This is a genomic window from Mesorhizobium sp. M2E.F.Ca.ET.209.01.1.1, from assembly GCF_004010375.2.
GTDB lineage: Bacteria > Pseudomonadota > Alphaproteobacteria > Rhizobiales > Rhizobiaceae > Mesorhizobium.
In genome coordinates, this window is sequence record NZ_SADP02000003.1 from 515262 (window position 1) to 533312 (window position 18051).

Annotated in this window: 20 protein-coding genes; 10 read left to right on the forward strand and 10 right to left on the reverse strand. The window is 63.0% G+C overall.

The features are described 5' to 3' along the window. Positions 1–7: 7 nt before the first annotated feature. Positions 8–1078: a GGDEF domain-containing protein gene (locus tag EN852_RS08640; RefSeq protein WP_127874017.1), complete on the reverse strand. Its 1071-nt coding sequence runs from the start codon at positions 1076–1078 to the stop codon at positions 8–10. Positions 1079–1398: 320 nt separating this feature from the next. Here EN852_RS08640 and EN852_RS08645 point away from each other — a divergent pair, with 320 nt between their 5' ends. Together EN852_RS08645 and EN852_RS08650 are read left to right on the forward strand one after the other, a co-directional pair. After that, on the forward strand, positions 1399–1818 hold the full coding sequence (locus tag EN852_RS08645; RefSeq protein WP_127874016.1) for a GFA family protein: 420 nt from the start codon (positions 1399–1401) through the stop codon (positions 1816–1818). Between the two features lie 76 nt (positions 1819–1894). Then, positions 1895–2254, forward strand: a complete 360-nt coding sequence (locus tag EN852_RS08650; RefSeq protein WP_042644382.1) for a diacylglycerol kinase — start codon at positions 1895–1897, stop codon at positions 2252–2254. A gap of 10 nt (positions 2255–2264) precedes the next feature. On the opposite strand, the gene EN852_RS08655 is transcribed toward EN852_RS08650, so the two are convergent. Both EN852_RS08655 and EN852_RS08660 read right to left on the reverse strand, forming a co-directional pair. Further along, positions 2265–2864 (reverse strand): DedA family protein, encoded by a 600-nt coding sequence (locus EN852_RS08655; protein ID WP_127874015.1) that lies wholly within the window; start codon positions 2862–2864, stop codon positions 2265–2267. Further along, positions 2861–3424, reverse strand: coding sequence for a DUF1003 domain-containing protein (locus EN852_RS08660; protein ID WP_127874014.1), 564 nt, complete (start codon positions 3422–3424; stop codon positions 2861–2863). The genes EN852_RS08655 and EN852_RS08660 overlap by 4 nt, the downstream gene beginning before the upstream one ends. Before the next feature lie 92 nt (positions 3425–3516). Here EN852_RS08660 and EN852_RS08665 point away from each other — a divergent pair, with 92 nt between their 5' ends. From EN852_RS08665 to EN852_RS08685, 5 genes are all read left to right on the forward strand, one after another. Beyond that, entirely contained in the window at positions 3517–4230 is a 714-nt protein-coding gene (locus EN852_RS08665) for a DNA-3-methyladenine glycosylase I (protein WP_127874013.1), read from the forward strand. Between the two features lie 121 nt (positions 4231–4351). Continuing rightward, entirely contained in the window at positions 4352–6031 is a 1680-nt protein-coding gene (locus EN852_RS08670) for an NAD+ synthase (protein ID WP_127874012.1), read from the forward strand. A gap of 7 nt (positions 6032–6038) precedes the next feature. Then, on the forward strand, positions 6039–6452 hold the full coding sequence (locus EN852_RS08675) for a GNAT family N-acetyltransferase (protein WP_127863683.1): 414 nt from the start codon (positions 6039–6041) through the stop codon (positions 6450–6452). Positions 6453–6934: 482 nt separating this feature from the next. Further along, positions 6935–8740 carry an ABC transporter ATP-binding protein gene (locus EN852_RS08680; protein ID WP_127874011.1) on the forward strand — a complete coding sequence of 602 codons (1806 nt, stop codon included), beginning with the start codon at positions 6935–6937 and terminating at the stop codon, positions 8738–8740. Between the two features lie 471 nt (positions 8741–9211). Further along, a complete protein-coding gene (locus tag EN852_RS08685) occupies positions 9212–10375 on the forward strand; it encodes a hypothetical protein (RefSeq protein ID WP_127874010.1) in 1164 nt (387 codons plus the stop codon). A gap of 3 nt (positions 10376–10378) precedes the next feature. Here the strand turns inward: EN852_RS08685 and EN852_RS08690 are convergent, their stop codons facing one another. From EN852_RS08690 to EN852_RS08705, 4 genes are all read right to left on the reverse strand, one after another. After that, positions 10379–10867: an NUDIX hydrolase gene (locus EN852_RS08690; RefSeq protein ID WP_127874009.1), complete on the reverse strand. Its 489-nt coding sequence runs from the start codon at positions 10865–10867 to the stop codon at positions 10379–10381. A 200-nt stretch (positions 10868–11067) separates the two neighbouring features. Next, the gene (gene gpt, locus EN852_RS08695) at positions 11068–11568 is read right to left on the reverse strand and encodes a xanthine phosphoribosyltransferase (protein ID WP_127863687.1); all 501 of its coding nucleotides are present in this window, start codon (positions 11566–11568) and stop codon (positions 11068–11070) included. A gap of 201 nt (positions 11569–11769) precedes the next feature. Continuing rightward, positions 11770–12603 carry a universal stress protein gene (locus tag EN852_RS08700; RefSeq protein WP_127863688.1) on the reverse strand — a complete coding sequence of 278 codons (834 nt, stop codon included), beginning with the start codon at positions 12601–12603 and terminating at the stop codon, positions 11770–11772. An 85-nt stretch (positions 12604–12688) separates the two neighbouring features. Further along, a complete protein-coding gene (locus EN852_RS08705) occupies positions 12689–13429 on the reverse strand; it encodes a competence/damage-inducible protein A (protein WP_127874008.1) in 741 nt (246 codons plus the stop codon). A gap of 130 nt (positions 13430–13559) precedes the next feature. On the opposite strand from EN852_RS08705, the gene EN852_RS08710 reads away from it, so the two are divergent. Next, a complete protein-coding gene (locus EN852_RS08710; protein WP_127874007.1) occupies positions 13560–14534 on the forward strand; it encodes an alpha/beta fold hydrolase in 975 nt (324 codons plus the stop codon). Between the two features lie 182 nt (positions 14535–14716). Continuing rightward, positions 14717–14995 (forward strand): hypothetical protein, encoded by a 279-nt coding sequence (locus EN852_RS08715; RefSeq protein WP_127863691.1) that lies wholly within the window; start codon positions 14717–14719, stop codon positions 14993–14995. A 167-nt stretch (positions 14996–15162) separates the two neighbouring features. Here EN852_RS08715 and EN852_RS08720 read toward each other — a convergent pair whose 3' ends face one another. The 3 genes from EN852_RS08720 to EN852_RS08730 form a co-directional block, all read right to left on the reverse strand. Further along, positions 15163–15402, reverse strand: coding sequence for a DUF2188 domain-containing protein (locus EN852_RS08720; RefSeq protein WP_042644408.1), 240 nt, complete (start codon positions 15400–15402; stop codon positions 15163–15165). A 25-nt stretch (positions 15403–15427) separates the two neighbouring features. Then, entirely contained in the window at positions 15428–15706 is a 279-nt protein-coding gene (locus tag EN852_RS08725) for a DUF982 domain-containing protein (RefSeq protein WP_127874006.1), read from the reverse strand. A 164-nt stretch (positions 15707–15870) separates the two neighbouring features. After that, positions 15871–16974 (reverse strand): NADH:flavin oxidoreductase/NADH oxidase, encoded by a 1104-nt coding sequence (locus EN852_RS08730; protein WP_127874005.1) that lies wholly within the window; start codon positions 16972–16974, stop codon positions 15871–15873. Between the two features lie 213 nt (positions 16975–17187). On the opposite strand from EN852_RS08730, the gene EN852_RS08735 reads away from it, so the two are divergent. Beyond that, positions 17188–17766: an NUDIX domain-containing protein gene (locus EN852_RS08735; protein ID WP_127863694.1), complete on the forward strand. Its 579-nt coding sequence runs from the start codon at positions 17188–17190 to the stop codon at positions 17764–17766. The last annotated feature ends 285 nt before the right edge of the window (positions 17767–18051 follow it).

The window sequence follows — 18051 nt, forward strand, 5'->3', positions numbered from 1 at the left end:
AGTGATGTCAGTCTTTCTTGTAAAGCAGCCAACCCTTGCCGGCCCGGCCCGCCGTGGCCGAGTGCCTTGTCACGCGGTTGCGGCCGCCGACCTTGGAGCGATAAAGCGCCCGGTCCGCCTTGGTGTAGAGGTCCTCGGGGTTTTCCGCCTCCGAAGCCATGCAGATGCCCAGCGATACGGTAACGGTGCCGTAATTCATGCCGGTCTGGCTGCTGGTGAACGGGGTCCGCTCGATCAGCGCGCGGATCCGCTCGGCGATCTCGTATGTGGCGTCCTCGCTGGCGCCTTCAACAATGAGCGCGAACTCCTCGCCTCCGGTGCGCGCGACGAACATGTCGGAACGCACGCTGGACTGGAAGATCTCGGCGATGATCTGCAGGATCCTGTCGCCGACCGGATGGCCGTAACGATCGTTTATGTCCTTGAAATGATCGATATCGGCAAGGATCAAGGCGTTGAACAGGATGCCGCGATTGCTGTTGTAGATCCGGGTGATCTCCTTGTCGAAGGCACGGCGGTTCCACAACTGCGTCAGCGGGTCGGTGTCGGCAAGCCGCTTGTATTCCTCGAGCTTCGACTTGACGCTTTCAAGCTCGGCCGTCTTTTCGCTGAGCGTGCTGGCGATCTGGCGGCCATGGTCGATTGTCGAGCTGGTGGCGGCCGACATAGCGCTGGCGATCTTCTGCAGGAGTTCCTGCGAAAGCAGGCTGCGATTGCTCAGGCCACTCGAGGTCTCGTCGAGGAGACGGCCGTATTTCTCGATATGCGAGCGCTCGCTGCGCAACAGCGCGGCGATGTCCTCGAGCTCCTTGGCGACCATCTCGCGGGCATGCTCGACAATGGCCGGACCGTGATGCTGGGGGAAGAAGGCGCGCCCGATGCCGTCGAGGTCCTCCTGGGTCGGTCGGTTGCTCAACGAGACGACAGCAAGGCTGAGTTCGTGATTGCTGCCGCTGAGCGCCTCGTAGAAGATTTCATAGTTGCGGGGCAGGCCAAGCACGCCAAGCTGCCGCATCGTCGCCACGACGGTGCTGGCGATGTCGGTATTCCTGTCGGTCGGAACGGCTGCCGGGTGCATGTTCTGTTCATTCCCCTTCAGTGCGACCGGAGACCTGCCACCACCGGGTGTCGCGCACGCGGGGATTTGTATCGGAATCCTAAATGCGACGGCGCGTCCCCAACACGACCTTCGCTTGCAGGAAACATAGATGTAGTTGCGCTAAAGTTTCCTTAATGGCCTGCCTTTCCTCGATTTCTCTGCTACCTCAGGATGTAGCGCCGTGTGAGGCGCAGCTTTTGAAACGCGTCGCTTCGGTGTCGCATTTGCCTGCGCCCAGCCATTTCAAACCTGAAATTCTGTCCGGCAATGGATCGGGCAGATGGTCGAAGGAGGCCGGGATGGACGACAACCACAGCGGATCATGCCTGTGCGGGGTGGTGCGTTTCAGGACGAGTGGCCCGTTGCGCGGCGTCGTCTACTGCCATTGCTCGCAATGTCGCCGGCAGACCGGCCATTTCGTCGCCGCTACCGCCTCCAGGGACGCCGATATCGTCATAGAAGGGGCCGACGCGCTCAGCTGGTACGGCGCTTCCGATGTGGCGAAACGCGGCTTCTGCCGAACCTGCGGCTCACTGCTTTTCTGGAAGCACAATGAACTGGACACGATTTCCATCATGGCCGGATCCTTCGAGAGGCCGAGTGGCCTCACGGCGGAAAGCCACATCTTCGTCGGCGACAAGGGCGATTACTATTCGATCGAGGACGGGTTGCCGCAGTTCGAAAAATCGACGCCGTCGATAAAGGTCGCCGACGGGTGAATTTGCAGGGGCTGCCTTATTCCCTTGATCCGGCCGTTGCGATATCCCCTCAACGTGACTCGAAACGGGGCTGGGCATGCAGCGGCTGATCGACGCTTTCATCAATTCGGTGCGGGCCTTCCGCAAGTTGGCCGCGCATGAAAAGGCATTTCAGCAGGAGCTGCTGTTGCTTGCGCTTGCCCTGCCGGCCGGCTGGTTCATCTCGGTCTCCTGGCGCGGCTACGCCCTGCTGATCGGCGCTGTGCTGCTGTTGATCATGGTCGAAGTTCTCAACACCGGAATCGAAGCCGCCTGCGATGCGATCTCGCGCGAATTCCACATCGAAATCCAGCTCGCCAAGGACTGCGGCTCGCTGGCGGTGCTGATTTCGATCGTGATCGCCGGCGGTGTCTGGGGCATCGCCTTGATCGAGCGCCTTATTGGTGCGCCGATCTGATCCTCGCGGTTCAGGCTCCTGATTGATCTTCCCTGGCGCGTTCGCGCCTGGCGAAGTGATGGCCGACCAGCCAGGCAACAATCGCGACGACGACGCCGACGCCAAGGGCGATGAGCAGGCGCTCATGCCGCGCGAATGCTTGGCCCACCATTTCCTCCGCGCCGAGGCCGAAGACATAGCCGATGCCGCTGAACAGGGCCGCCCAGACCGCGGAAGAGATAGCGTTAAGGATGACGAAGCGCGCCACCGGCACCGTCGACAGGCCGGCTGCGATGCCGCCGACCAGGCGCATGCCGTAGATGTAGCGGTTGGTCAGCACGAAGATGTTGGGATGGGTGTTGAGCAGGCGGTAGGCACGGCTGAAGCCCGGACGCCTGCGCAGCCTTCTCACATAGCGATGCTCGGCGAAGCTGCGCCCCAGGGTGAAGAAGAACGTGTCGCCGGCGAAGGCGCCGAGAAAGGCGGCGAGGAAAGTCTGCCACAGCACGAAGACATGTTGATGGGCAAAGAAGCCGCCCAGGATCGCGGCGCTTTCGCCTTCGGCGACGCAGCCCAGGAAGACCGCGATCAGTCCGTATTGCTCGATTAGATGGTGGATCGTCTCGCTCATTCCGTTGCGGGCCACGCCGACAGTTTTTCGTCGATGCGCCTGATCTGTTCGGCCATGCGCAGGATCTCGTCGCGCATGCCGATGATCTCGCTGTGGCGCAACTCATCGAGCTTTTCATGCAGGGCCATGATCTCGATCTCGGCCTTCAGATTGACTTCGTAATCATGGGCAGCGTCGATGCGGTCGCGCTCGGTCTGGCGGTTCTGCGACATCATGATCACCGGCGCCTGGATCGCCGCGAGCATCGACAGCACGAGGTTGAGGAAGATGAAGGGGTAGGGGTCGAAGGCGTCGCGGGTCAGCAGCCAGGCGTTGCCGGCAGTCCAAAGAACCAGAAAGCCCAGGAACGCCAGGATGAAGGACCAGGAACCGCCGATCCTGGCGATGGTGTCGGCGACGCGATCGCCATAGGTCTCGTGGAAGGCGACGGCCTTGTTGGTGTCACGCGCGATCGTGGTGCGCTCGAGCGTCGACTGGAGCACGCGGCTCTCGAGCGGACCGAACCCGTCCGGCTTTCGCTTGAGCAGACGGTTCGCCATGTCCTCGACGATCTTGTTCATTGGTTCTTCTCCTTGGGCAGAGCCTCGATAGAGGTAGAGGCTGCCGGGCCGGACGTGAAGTGATAGATTGCGGCGAACAGGCGAGGACAAAGATGCTCGATTTCCAGAAAATCCATGCACGGGCGGCAAAGCGCAAGGGCGGGGAGGCTGTGCTGGCGCCGCTGCTCGGTCCTGCGCCTGACAACAAGGCGGTGGCGAAAGTTCCCGACGATCGCATTCTCTCCACCATGGCCGAGCGCATTTTCGCCGCCGGCTTCGTGTGGCGCGTCATCGAGCAGAAATGGCCGGGTTTCGAGGAAGCGTTCCTCGGTTTCGAGCCGAAGCGGCTTGTGTTCCAGCCGGACGACTACTGGCACGAGCTGGCATCCGACAGCCGCATCGTGCGCAACCCGCAGAAGATCAGATCGGTGCGCGACAATGCCGCCTTCGTCGACCGCGTCTCGAAGGAGCATGGCAGCTTCGGCAAGTTCATTGCCGGGTGGCCCGCGGACGATCAGGTCGGCCTGACCACCTATCTCGCCAAGCATGGCAGCCGGCTCGGCGGCAACACCGGCCAGTATTTCCTGCGCTGGCTGGAATGGGACACGTTCGTCGTCTCCGCCGACATGGCGGCCGCCTTGCGCGATGCCGGCCTCGACATCGCCGAAAACCCGACCTCGAAGCGGGACCTCGAAAAGATCCAGGCGCAGATCAACCACTGGTCGGCCGAAACCGGCCTGCCGCGCCGTCACATCTCGCGCATCCTGGCGATGTCGATTGGTGAGAACCGTTCGGCGGAGGCGCTGCGCGAGTATATGGGCGACTAGGCGATCGGGATACGATCGGCTTTGCCGATTAGTCAGGATACGATCGGCCGCCGCCGATCGATCCTATTTGGCATAAGCGATCGCCATTGCGAGGCGATTTCTGCCACGCTACATCCGTTGCATGACCAAGACCGCTCCCGATATCCTGCGCATCGCCGTCGCCCAGCTCAACCCGACTGTCGGCGACGTCGCCGGCAACCTGGCAAAAGCGCGCGAGGCGAGGGCGGACGCCGCGCGTCAGGGCGCCGATCTGGTGCTCTATACCGAGCTCTTCCTCGCCGGTTATCCGCCGGAAGACCTGGTGCTGAAGCCATCCTTCCTGAAGGCATGCGAGAAAGCGGCCGAGGATTTCGCCAAGGACACGGCCGATGGCGGGCCCGGCGTCATCATCGGCACGCCGCTGAAGCGCAAAAGCGGCACGCACAATTCCATCGTCTTCGCCGACGCCGGCAAGATCATCGCCGAACGCTACAAGCTCGATCTGCCGAATTACGGCGAGTTCGACGAGAAGCGCGTCTTCCAGGCCGGGCCGGAACTGCAGGGGCCGGTCAATTTCCGCGGCGTGCGCATCGGCGTCCCGATCTGCGAGGATATCTGGGGCGATATCGCCGTCTGCGAGACACTGGCGGAAAGCGGCGCCGAGATCCTTTTGGTGCCGAACGGCTCGCCCTATTACCGCGCCAAGATCGATGTCCGCCACCAGGTCGTCATCCGCCAGGTCATCGAAACCGGCTTGCCGATGATCTATGCCAACCAGCTCGGCGGCCAGGACGAGCTGATCTTCGACGGCGCCTCGTTCGCCATCGGGGCCGACAAGACGCTGGCCTTCCAGATGAGCCAGTTCGAGGACGCGGTCGCCGTCACCACCTGGAAAAGAAAGGGTGACAGCTGGGTCTGCTCGGAAGGCCCGATGTCGAAGATCCCCGACCGCGAAGAGGCAGACTACCGGGCCTGCATGCTCGGCCTGCGCGACTACGTCAACAAGAACGGCTTCAAGAATGTCGTGCTCGGCCTCTCCGGCGGCATCGACTCGGCGATCTGCGCGGCTTTGGCTGTCGATGCGCTGGGCGAGGAGCGGCTGCGCACCGTCATGATGCCCTACCGCTATACTTCGAAGGATTCCTTGAAGGATGCCGAGGACTGCGCGCGCGCGCTCGGCTGTCGCTATGACATCGTGCCGATCTCCGAACCGGTCGAAGGCTTCAAGCATGCGCTGACGCAGCTCTTCGAGGGCACCCAGGAAGGCATCACCGAGGAGAACCTGCAGAGCCGCGCGCGCGGCACGATCCTGATGGCGATCTCGAACAAGTTCGGCTCGATGGTGGTCACCACCGGCAACAAGAGCGAGATGTCGGTCGGCTACGCCACGCTTTACGGCGACATGAATGGCGGCTTCAACCCGATCAAGGATCTCTACAAGATGCAGGTTTACGCGCTGTCGCGCTGGCGCAATTCGCATGTGCCGCCGGGCGCGCTCGGTCCTTCCGGCGAGGTCATTCCGAAGAACATCATCGACAAGGCGCCATCGGCGGAGCTGCGCGAGAACCAGACCGACCAGGATTCGCTGCCGCCCTATCCGGTGCTGGACGACATTCTCGAATGTCTGGTCGAGAACGAGATGAGCGTCGACGACATCGTCGCGCGCGGCCATGACCGGGCGACGGTGACCCGCGTCGAGCACCTGCTCTACATCGCCGAATACAAGCGCCGGCAAGCGGCGCCCGGCGTTAAGATCACGCGCAAGAATTTCGGCCGCGACCGCCGCTATCCGATCACCAACCGGTTCCGGGACCGCGGTTAACCTTCGCATGCAAGACATTGAAATCAGTTTCGACCTGTCGCGGATCGATTTCCGGGCAACTTCCGACCAGCTCATGCGAAGCTATTGGGGTGCGTCCCGAACCGACGAGGCCCATCACCGCGCCTTCGACAACTCGCTTTGCGTCGCCGCCTATCTGGACGGCAAGCAGGTCGGTTTCGCCCGCGCGATCACCGACTACACCGTCTTTGCTTATGTTGCCGACGTCATTATCTGGCCGGAGAATCGCGGGCAGGGGATCGGCAAGCGGCTCGTCCAGGCGCTGATCGATCACCCCGGAGTCGGAACCGTGACGCATTGGAGCCTTTCGACCGACGATGCCCACAGCCTCTATGAGAAGTTCGGATTCAAGGCGTCGACCGATGGACGCTACATGCGGCTGGATCGTAAGCCAGCAGCCTGAGGGCTCAAAGCGCATCACGTCGAAACGCAATCGGGTAACGCGCTTTAAAGTCTTTGTTTTGATGCATGTCGTCGTCCCAGAACCGCTGCGCGCTTCCGGGCGACATGCATATGCCCGCACAACCCGCCGTTGTTGCAAATTCGCCGCAGTGGTTGGGCCAGATGGCATTTTGACGATAGGCCGGCTTGGCGATCGGGTGACGCCTCCCTATAAGAACCTCTCCGCGATTCCCTTCCGGGAGGACCGTATGGCAGGATTTGACATCGTTATGCGAGGCCGCGAAGCCTAGGTCTGCTCAGGCTTTCCGAAGATTTTTCGGAGAGCCGGGCGCAGCACGGGCATTTGCCGCTGCCGGTCGCCGCCTTTGGGCGGGCGACCTACCATACTGAACCTCCCGCTCTTTTGCGGCGCCGCAGGGCGCGGATGCGGGTTTTCCAATTTGATTTTACCGGGACCGGGCTCGTTTGCGCCCGGATGACATAATGGCTCGTTTCAAAATCGATCTGCGCGCCGGCGCCTTTCGCAGCGTGCTCGGCTTCACGTTCAGCCACTGGCGGCGTCAGCCGTGGCGGCTTTCGCTCATCATGGGCGCCTTCCTGCTCTCGACACTGGCCGACGTGCTGACACCCTTCTATTCCGGCCGGCTGGTCGATGCGGTCGCAAGCGGCGCCGGAACCGACGAAATCGCCTGGAATGCGGCGATGACGGCGTTCTCGATCCTGATGGCGCTGGCCCTGGCAGGCGTGATGCTGCGCAATGTCGCTTTCCTGTGGATCGTCGAGCTGACGCTGAAGATGATGTCGGATATTGCCGCCGATGCCTTCCACCGTGTGCAGCGTTTCTCGACGGACTGGCACGCCAACAGTTTCGCCGGATCGACGGTGCGCAAGATCACGCGCGGCATGTGGGCGCTGGACCTGCTCAACGACACGATCCTGATCGCGCTTTTGCCGTCGGTCGTGATGCTTGTCGGCTCGACGCTGCTGCTCGGCTGGTTCTGGCCGCTGATGGGGGCTGTCGTGGCCGTCGGCTCGGTGCTGTTCATCACCGTCACGACAATGCTGTCGCTCGGCTACGTCGCGCCCGCCGCACGGCTTGCCAACAGCTGGGACACGCGGCTGGGCGGCGCGCTGGCGGATGCAGTGAGCTGCAACGCCGTCGTCAAAGGCTTCGGCGCGGAGACCCGCGAGGAAGCGCGGCTGGCGCGCGTGACCGCCAAATGGCGCCTGCGCACAGGCCGCACCTGGATGCGCGGCACCGCCAACGGCACCACGCAAGGGATGCTGCTGCTGGTCATGCGGGCGGCGGTCATCGGTCTTGCCCTCATGCTGTGGGCCTGGGGCCAGGCGAGCGCCGGCGATGTCGCTTTCGTGCTCACCTCGTTCTTCGTGCTGCAGGGCTATCTGCGCGACATCGGAACGCATATCCGCAACCTGCAGCGCTCGGTCAACGACATGGAGGAACTGGTCGACTTCCAGTCCGAGCCGCTCGGCATCGAGGACCGGCCGGGCGCTCGGCCGATCCGGATCACCGATGGGCGTATCGCCTTCGACAAGGTGACGTTCCACTACGGCAATCATCTTCTGCCGCTCTACCGCGATTTCTCGGTCGAGATCGCCGCGGGTGAACGCATAGGGCTGGTCGGGCATTCAGGCTCGGGCAAGACGACCTTCGTCAAGCTGATCGAGCGCCTCTATGACGTGAATGCGGGGCGGATACTGATCGACGGGCAGGACATCTCGCAGGTCGAGCAGGCGTCGCTGCGCAGCCAGATGGCCATCGTCCAGCAGGAACCGATCCTGTTCCACCGCTCGCTGGCCGAGAACATCGCCTATGCCAGGCCCGGCGCCAGCCAGGCCGAGATCGAGCATGCCGCCAAACTCGCCAGCGCCCATGATTTCATCACCAGCCTGCCCAAGGGCTACGGAACCCTGGTCGGCGAGCGTGGCGTGAAATTGTCGGGCGGCGAGCGCCAGCGCGTGGCGATCGCCCGCGCCTTCCTGGCCGACGCGCGCATCCTGATCCTGGACGAGGCGACATCGAGTCTGGATTCGGAATCGGAAGTGCTGATCCAGAAGGCAATGGAGCGACTGATGGTGGGGCGCACGACCCTTGTCATCGCGCATCGGCTCTCGACCGTGCGGGCGCTCGACCGCCTGCTGGTCTTCGATCGAGGCCGTATCGCCGAAGAGGGTTCGCATGACGACCTGATCCGCCTCAATGGCGGCATCTACCGGCGGCTGTTCGAGCGGCAGGCGCTCGAATTGACCAAGGGCCTCGTCGCCTGAGGAAAGGAACTGCGCCCGGCCTTGGCCGGGCGCAGTCGGCAGCGAAGCGGCCCGGGCTCGATCTCGCTACCGGTGAACCGGACGCCCGTGGCAGGCACTCGCAGGAACCGTGCCGAACCTGTTGCGAGCATGTCCGCGGACGCGTTATGTCCGCTCCCTCCGTTGCTACCCGGCATGTGATCGTCGGCAGTCTGCCCGCAGATCCTACATTTGCAACCACTCTCCCGTCATGCGGTTAGATCGGTTCAATACGTCGTTCAAATTACTTTATATGTGTTTAAACTTTTAGAAGGTTGTATTTTAGGCATTATGTATGTTCGGGGATTTACGTAATTGTCTTGATGTATTTACAGAAAAGAAAATCGAGCGTGGCAGAAAAAGACCTGTTGGACATTTTCACAGGAAGCCGACCGGATGGAGATTTCTTTGGGAAGGACGGCAGCCTATAGCGCTTTCGTATAGGCATTCGCGATGAATCCTGCTTCCGCAAAAGCGGACCTAGCCAAGGTGGCTGGGCCATCGGCGCTGGAGTCCCATGGCTCGGTACGGCCGCTTGCCGCCGAAGATCTCGAGCGCGTCGCCGCACTCTTCCTGACGAAGTTCCGTCGTCGCCGCCTTCGCGATCCCGCGGTCGCGCAGACGGCGGACTATATGAGAAAGCTTTATCTTGACGGCGGTGAGAACAAGGCCCTTGTCCAGATTAACCCGCAGGGCGGCCTGGGCGGGTTCATGGGCGTTCTGAAGGCCCGCTATGAGCTCAATGGTTCAGCATTGAATGCGGCTATCATCGGTCCGTTCATGACCGATTCCAGCACCGATCACGGTTGGGCCGGGCCGCAATTGCTGCGTACCCTGCATCAGGGCGAGTTCGATCTATATCTGACCGATTCGGCCAACCGGACATCCTTGGCCTTCGCGCGTCCGATGAAGTATCAGCTCTTGCCGGTGCACTGTCTGGAATGGACCTGTGTTTTTCAGCCGGGCGCCATGGCCGCCGCCTTGCTGCAGCGTAAATGGCCCGGGCTGGCTCGGCTGGCGCTCGGCCCCTGCGCGCGAGTGTTCGATGCTCTCGCGGGAAAACGGCTCGAGCCCCCGGTCCAGCCTTCATCGTCGCGACGGATTCACCATGAGCGGATCGATGCCGCGCAGTTTGCGGACCGGCTGCCGGCACTGATGTCCGATTTTGCTCTTCGACCGAGCTGGAAGGATGGCGAACTGCCGCGGCTGCTCGCGCTGGCGGCCGAAAAGCAGGCCGACGGGCCACTTCATTTCGGCGGGACTTATGACGAAGCAGGCAAGATGGTCGGTTGTCATGCCTTCTACGGGCAGGCTGGCGGCATCGCGAACCTGTTGCAGATCCAGGCGCCCGGACCCCACTGGGGCGCCACGCTGGACGGCCTTATCGCGGCTGCGCGGGAGATGGGCTGCGTGGGCATAACCGGCCAGACACAAGCCAGGTTCCTGCCGCACCTCTTCGGCTACAACCGTCTCTTCTTCCGCTATGCCGGCGGCACGATGGTACGCTCTCGCATCGCCGAGGTCGCGGAAGCGGTGCGGTCCGGCGACATCTTTATCGGCGGATTGATGGGCGACCGCTGGACCCGGCTGAGTTCCGATGATTTCGGTCGCGTCTGACGATCAGGCGAAGGTGTGCGGCGCGGCGCAAAAACCGGCAATGATCTGGCAAAGGTCCGGCTCGTTGATCATTTCGACCGCCTCGGTCGCGCCAACCCATTTGCGCGTCCGTGCGCGCTTCTCTTTCCAGCGGTCCGCGATGCGGTCGACATGCAGCGGAAAGACCAGGACTTCGCAGGGCACTTCCTCGCCAGAGGCGAGGACCTTGGCATAGAAATAACGGCCGGCTTCAAGATGCGAGACGGTGCCGCGCAAGCCGGCTTCCTCGCCTGCTTCACGGGCGGCGGCCTCGCAAAGCGGTTCCCTGGCCTCCGGCCAGCCCTTCGGCAGAACCCAACGCCCGGTGTCGCGGCTGGTGATCAGCATGATCTCGACGCCATCTTCGCCTTCACGCCAGGGCAGAGCGGCAACCTGCAGGCGGCACGGCGCCCTGCCGAAGAGCCGCCGGACTCTTTCGGCCATCTGGTTGTGCGCTGTCGGCCTCGTCAACATCGGAAGAGAGCTGCCCCCAGCCTCCAGAATCGTTTGCCACCTTACGAATCTTACGGCGAATTATGGGCTTTAAAAGTAAAAAACTTCACTCCGTGGGAAAATGCCACCAGAAAAGGTCAATCTCACAAAGTAGACGCGCTCATTGGTTCGACTACACGCCGCTCCTTTGAGGCAGATCCTCTGGAAAATATGACGGCCGTTCAGCCGACATGATCGTCCGCGATCGGCTTCTGGTAAGTGAAGCCCATGTCCCACGGAAAGTAGATCCAGGTGTCCTGGCTGACCTCGGTGACGAATGTGTCAACCAGAGGACGGCCCTTCGGCTTGGCATAGACGGTCGCGAAATGCGCCTTCGGCATCATGGCGCGCACGATGCCGGCCGTCTTGCCGGTATCGGTCAGGTCGTCGATGATCAGCACGCCGGCCCCGTCATCGGCGAGCAGCGGCGGCGAAATCTCCTTCAGGACCTGCAGCTGACCCTGGCTGCTATAGTCATGGTAGGAGGCGACGCATACCGTCTCGATGATGCGGATGCCGAGCTCGCGCGCAATGATGGCCGCCGGCACCAGGCCGCCGCGCGTGATGCAGACGATCGCTTTCCATTGTCCCTTGCTGGCGCCGGAAAGCCGCCAGGAAAGCGCACGAGCGTCGCGGTGGAACTGGTCCCAAGAGACGGGAAAGGCTTTTTCGGGAAGGGACATGGTTCGCGCACTCCGCAAGGCGCGCCGTGGCGCGCAAAAACACTGGAATGCAGGCGGAATTAGCCGGAAAGCGCCAGGCTTGGCAAGAGCAGGGCCGGCGACGGCTGTGGACTCGGGCACCGCGCTCAACCGGATTCAAGCGACGCCCGTCAGACTTGCAAAGGTGTTGCCCTGAAGCTGGCTCCCGCTTTCGAGGGATGCTCAACGCGATAGGAAAGCCGCCACATTCGTCGTGCGCAGCACTGTGCGGGTAACGCCGCCGAACAGAAGCTGGCGCAGCCAGGAGTGACTGTAGGCGCCGAGCACCAGAAGGTCGGCGCCGGATTCGGCGATCCTGGCCTGAATCATGTCATCGACCGAAGTGCCGCCGGATTTCTGCACGCAGACGCTGACATTGGCGCCGTGACGCGACAAGGCCGCTGCGATCTCGGCGCCGGCCGCTTCCGGAGATTCATCCAGCGTCTCCGGCGGGTCGATGACGAGAATGTCCGTCTTGTCGGCCTCGGCGATGAAAGGCAGGGCATCGAAGGCTGCGCGAGCGGCCTCCTTGCTGCCATTCCAGGCGAGCAGCACGCGTCTGAAGGTGGTGATCAGAGGCCCGGCATGGGGCACGACCAGAACCGGCCGGCCGGCATCATAGACCAGTGTGTCGACGTCGGCGCTCGGGTCGCCACCGGTGTCACGCTGCGCGGCGATGATCAGATCGGCGGCGCGCACGCTCGTTATGCCGGTCAGCGCGCTGTCGCCGGAGAAGCTTTCCAGGCTTCGCCATTCGAAGGACAGGCCGGATTCCTCAACCCGCTTCAGGAAATAGGCCTGCAGCTTGCCGGCGCGTTCCTTGTTCATCTCGGCCGAGACCTGGAGGAATTCGGTGTCCGGGAAGCCGGTGGCCGACGTGTAGGGAACGGGCAACGACTCGGCATGGATACCGACGAGATGGCTCTCGAACCTTTCGGCAAGCGGAAGGGCGCAATCGAGAACGCGCTCGGCGTCCTGCTCGTTCTGCAAAATGGCGACGATTGTCTTGAAGCGCATGATCGTTCCCTCAATAGCTTGCGCTACGTGCGTGCGCGGCAAGGGAACGCCTCAGCGCGTTGACTGGTTCCAGCCTAACGCCGGGTCAGCCTGCCCTGGCCAAGCCCGCCACCATCGCCTCGACATCCTTGCGCGCGGCCTCGAGCGCTTCCTCGCTGCGGGCGCGGACGACGAGCTCGGTCCAGAACTTGCCGTCGCCATATTTGGGATAAGAGCCGATGATGGTGTCGGGATGCGCCTTCTGGATCTCGGCCAGCGGCCCGCCGATCAGGCCTTCGCCAAACGGGCAATGCACCGTGGCCGACAGCATCTTCGTGCCGGCCTTGAGCGTCGGCACGACATTGTCGAGCATGGCCTGGAAGATCGACGGCACGCCGGCCATGACATGGACATTGCCGATGCGGAAACCCGGCGCGACGGAGACGGGATTGTCGATAAGGTCGGCGCCGCGCGGCATGCGCGCCATGCGCTTGCGCGCTTCGGTGAATTCGATGCCACGCCCGGCATAGCTTGCCTCGAGCAGGGCGTAGGCCTTGGCGTCGTATTCGCAAGGCACGCCGAAAGCCTTGGCGATCGAGTCGGCGGTGATGTCGTCATGCGTGGGGCCGATGCCGCCGGTGGTGAAGACGTAGGTATAACGGGCGCGCACGGCATTCACCGCCGCGACGATCTCGTCTTCCTCGTCGGGAACGATGCGCACTTCCTTCAGGTCGATGCCGATCGCCGTCATGATGTCGGCGAGATGGCCGATATTCTTGTCCTTGGTGCGGCCGGAGAGGATTTCGTCGCCGATGACGAGCATGGCGGCGGTGACGATTTCAGGCATGGCGGACTCCGGCGCGAAAGCTCGCCTGAGATAACGCGGCCTGAGGCCGTCCGCAATGCGAAAGCCGGATGCGCGCTTGTGGCGGCGGCCGTTGCGGATATGGTGCGGTCGGTCGGGAGCGGATGAAACCATGCTGATATCGATTGTCCTGTGGCTGCTCGCGGGCTTGCTCGCCGCGGCCGCGCTTGTCCTGCTCGTCCTGACGGTCGCGACATGGCGGATCGCGGCGAGGGCCGAAAGGCTGGTGCCGGCTTGCGGAAAATTCGTCGAGATCGACGGCAACCGCATCCATTACGTGGAAGAAGGCGAGGGCAGGCCGATCGTTCTTCTGCATGGGTTGGGCGCCCAACTCCACCATTTCCGCCATGCGCTGTTCGGACGCTTCGGCGCCGGCTACCGCCTGATCGCGCTCGACCGGCCGGGCTCGGGCTATTCGGTTCGGGCGAGCGGCGCGACCGGCCGGCTGCCAGAACAGGCGCACGTCGTGCGGCGCTTCATTGAGGAACTGCGGCTGGAACGACCTCTGATCGTCGGCCATTCGCTGGGCGGCGCCGTCGCGCTTGCGCTCGCCACCGAGCATCCGACGGCGATTTCCGGTATCGCGCTGCTGTCGCCGCTGACGCATCTGGAAGCGAGGATACGCCAGCGGTTCGACCTGCTCTATGTTCCATCGCCCCTGCTGCGCCGGGTCCTGGCCTATACGGCGGCGATACCACTCAGCCTGCGTTACGCGCAGCCGACGCTGAGGTTCATTTTCGCACCGCAAGTGGTTCCCGCGGACTACATGGTCGCCGGCGGGGGATGGCTCGGCTTGCGCCCGTCCCAATATTTCGCGACGTCCACCGACTTCGTGGCGGTCGAGCAGGATCTTGATCGCATCGAAAAGCGCTACGGCGAAATAGCGATGCCGACCGGCATTCTGTTCGGCAGCGCCGACCGCGTCATTGGCGAAGCTGTCCATGGCGAACCGATGCTGGACAAGATCCAGGGACTCGACTTCGAGCGGGTCGAAGGTCTCGGCCACATGCCGCAATTCGTGGAGCCCGAACGGGTCGTCGCGTTCATCCAACGCATCGCCGCACGCGCCTTCGCGGGCGTGAATTGAGTTTTCGCTGCAATTGCGCGCATCAGTCGGTGTTGAGCCTCTGACGCCTCACAGAACCGTCACATAAACGTGTCGACCGCCGCGATTCATCGTGATCTCCCCGCTGGAACCTTTGCCTGCAACCCCGGGTTTCAGCCACGTCGCCGGTTAAATCTTCGGCGACCAACAGAATGGAGACTCCAATGCTTAGGAAAATCATAGCAGCCTCGGCGCTCGTATTGGCCCTGAGTGGCGCGGCGATGGCGCAGTCGTCCGACGACTGGTCGTGGTGGCACAGCGGCAATTCGGCCTCAAGCGAGCGGCCGATCGACCGGACCACCACGGGCAGCATCGCGGGTGGTGACGCTTCCGGCCTCAATACGCTCGGCAATCCCGGCCCCGTGGGACCGTGCGCGTCGAGCACGCCCGGACCGGACGCCAATGCCAGCGGTAACGTCAACGACCAGTACTGCGGCAAATAAGCCTTGAGCGGTTCAGCGTTTGATGGAATCGCTGGCCCGCCCCAACTCTTTGTTTCTACCCAATTCGGACGGAAAACCGCTACGCGCTTTTCGTGGAATTGCTCTGGCACCCCGCCAGCGGCCGGCATGAAGGCTCGGGCATCGTCGGCCGCGGGCGCGGGTAAAAATCAGTCCGATACTTCGGTCTGCGGCCGGTCGCGGCCGTCGGCAAGCTCATCGTGCCACTTTCCTTCGGCATCCTCATACTGGATGCCGTCGGTGGTTCCGGCGACCTGTTGCTCGGACGAGGCGATCTCGGCGGCGCGCAGCGCCTCCTGGTGGGTGCGGAAAGTCTCGGAAAACGTCGAGCCGACCTTGTAGGCCCAGCCGCCATCATGCTCGACGATCTTGTAAGTCAGCTTCGCCATGAAATCCTCCGGTTAAGAAGCGTGCTCAGTGCAGCTTTCCGTCGAGCAGCCTGTCCTCGGGAACCAGCACTTCCGATTCCCTGGCCGCCTCGATAAGGGCGCGACGTGCGTCCGCTGGCGAACGATACCCTTCCAGCGCTTTGAGGCAAGTGTCGAGAGCATCACGATGGCGCTCGCCGCGATTGAGCGGCCAAACGGTCATCAGGCACTCGGCGGCCTCGCGGGTGCTGCTTATCTGGCGATATTTGCCGACATGGCCGAGCTCGACCACCACCGGCTTCTCAAAAGGTTTGCTGTCTATCATGGCCGCCAACGTAAAGCGGCCAAATTGGTTGCAGTTGTGGCGAGGATCCTGCGCCCAAACGTCTCAGGCCCCCGCTGATTTCCGGTTTCGTTTTGACGCAATTCCGGACGGAAGACCACGGCGAAGTCGCCGAGCCTAACCGCGCGCACTTTCCTGGAATTGCTCTAGCCGGCAGCCTTCATCCAATGCCGCATCGTCGTCACCGAACGTGCCAGCTGGGGCGCGGGATGGATTTCCCCGCCGAACGCCGCCGCCGCGCGCCAGCCCCAGCGCGGGTCGGCCAGGAAGGCGCGCGCCAGCGCCACCATGTCGGCGCGACCATCGGCGACGATCGCCTCGGCCTGGCTCGGATCGTCGATCAGCCCCACGGCGCGCGTCGGAATGCCGGCGCCGTTGCGCACGGCTTCCGCCAGATGCACCTGGTAGCCGGGGCCGGGCGGCACCTGCTGCAGGGGCGAATTGCCGCCGCTGGAGCAGCAGATATAGGCGATGCCCTCGGCCTTCAGCGCCTTGGCCACCTCGATCGCGTCCTCGATGTCGAAACCGCCGTCGACCCATTCTTTCACCGAGAGGCGCGCGCCCAGCATCATGGACGGAGCGGCCTTCCTGACCGCCCTGGCGATTTCGACCGCAAAGCGCATGCGGTTTTCGAGTGACCCGCCCCAGCGATCCGTCCGCTGGTTGGAGAGCGGCGAGAGGAACTGGAAGATCAGATAGCCATGCGCGGCGTGCAGTTCGGCAAAGTCGAAGCCGGCGCGTTCGGCGCGCACCGCCGACTGCGCAAAACGCGCGATGAGCTCAAGAATCTCCTCATCCTCCAGCGCGTGCGGCACATTCCAGCCCGTGTCATAGGCGATGGCCGAGGCAGAAACCGTCTGCCAGGGATCTTCGCCGGGCTGCAGCGGACCGCCGCCTTCCCAGGGTCGGCGGTTGGAGGCCTTGCGGCCGGCATGGGCAAGCTGGACGCCGAACTTCGTGCCAGGCGCGGCGACGCGCCTGGCGGCGTCGAGCGTGCGCTTGGCGGCCGCCTCATTGTCGTCCGAATAGAGGCCAAGACAGCCATGTGTGATGCGCCCGCGCCGCTCGACATCGGTCATCTCGACGGTGACCATGCCGGCGCCCGACATTGCCAGGTTCATCCAGTGATGGAGATGCCAGTCGCTAGCCGAGCCGTCCTCGGCCGAATACTGGCACATGGGGGCGACCGCGATGCGATTGGGGAAGGTGAGGTCGCCGAGGGTGATCGGCTGGAAAAGCGATGACGTCATGAAGCGGGCTCCTGGGAAGATACCGCTATCTAGGCAGTCGCGGTGCTTCGCGCCAGACACGAGCCGGTGAAACTGCCGCTGGACCAGTCGGTTTCCAGGATTGCGTGGGTCATCTTTCGCCGCTCTATTCTTTTGACGCAATTTCGGACGGAAAACCGCTTCACACTTTTCCTGAAATTGCTCTATCCCTTTGCGGCCAATACGGAGGTCGTCATGGAAGATCGCGTTCGCATCCGTTCGGAAGAGGTCCTTTCGGACGACTGGGCGGTGCTGAAGAAGACGGTGCTCGACTATCGCCGCCGCGACGGGCAATGGGAGACGCAGATCCGGCAGACCTACGATCGCGGCGACGGCGCGGTGATCCTGCCGTTCGATCCGCAACGCTCGACCGTGCTCCTGGTGCGGCAGTTCCGCTTCCCGGCTTACGCCGTGGGTCACCGCGAGCCGCTGATCGAGGCCTGCGCCGGGCTGCTCGACGAAAACGATCCTGAAACCGCCATCCGCAAGGAAGCGGAAGAGGAGCTGGGTTACCGGTTGAAGGACATCGAGCGGCTGTTCTCGCCGTTCATGAGCCCGGGCAGCGTGACGGAGCGGCTGTGGTTCTTCACCGCGCGCTATTCGCCGGCCGACCGCATTTCCGACGGCGGCGGCGCGCCGGAAGAGGGCGAGGACATCGAGGTGCTGGAAATACCACTGGACGAGGCGCTGGCCGCCATCGCCGACGGCCGCATCGTCGACGCCAAGACAATCATCCTGCTCCAGCACCTGAAGCTCAACCCGATGAAGGTTTGAGCCTGTCTTCGGCTGCGATGTTTCGGCGTTGGGGGCCTGCCACCCGAAGCTCCTCTCTTCGGCAAGGCTCGGAGGAATCGTCGAAGAGCGAAGGTTGGTGCGGACGACGGGAATCGAACCCGTACGATCAGAGATCGAGGGATTTTAAGTCAATTCCTGCCCGTCCACCCTTGGGTATCCATATCTTCTGAAACCCTTGTGCATAAAGGAAAGATCGAGGGTTTACGGTTCCTGTTTGTTCCCGTAAGGTGACAAGGGTAGACACGTCGCGGATACCCGCACGGC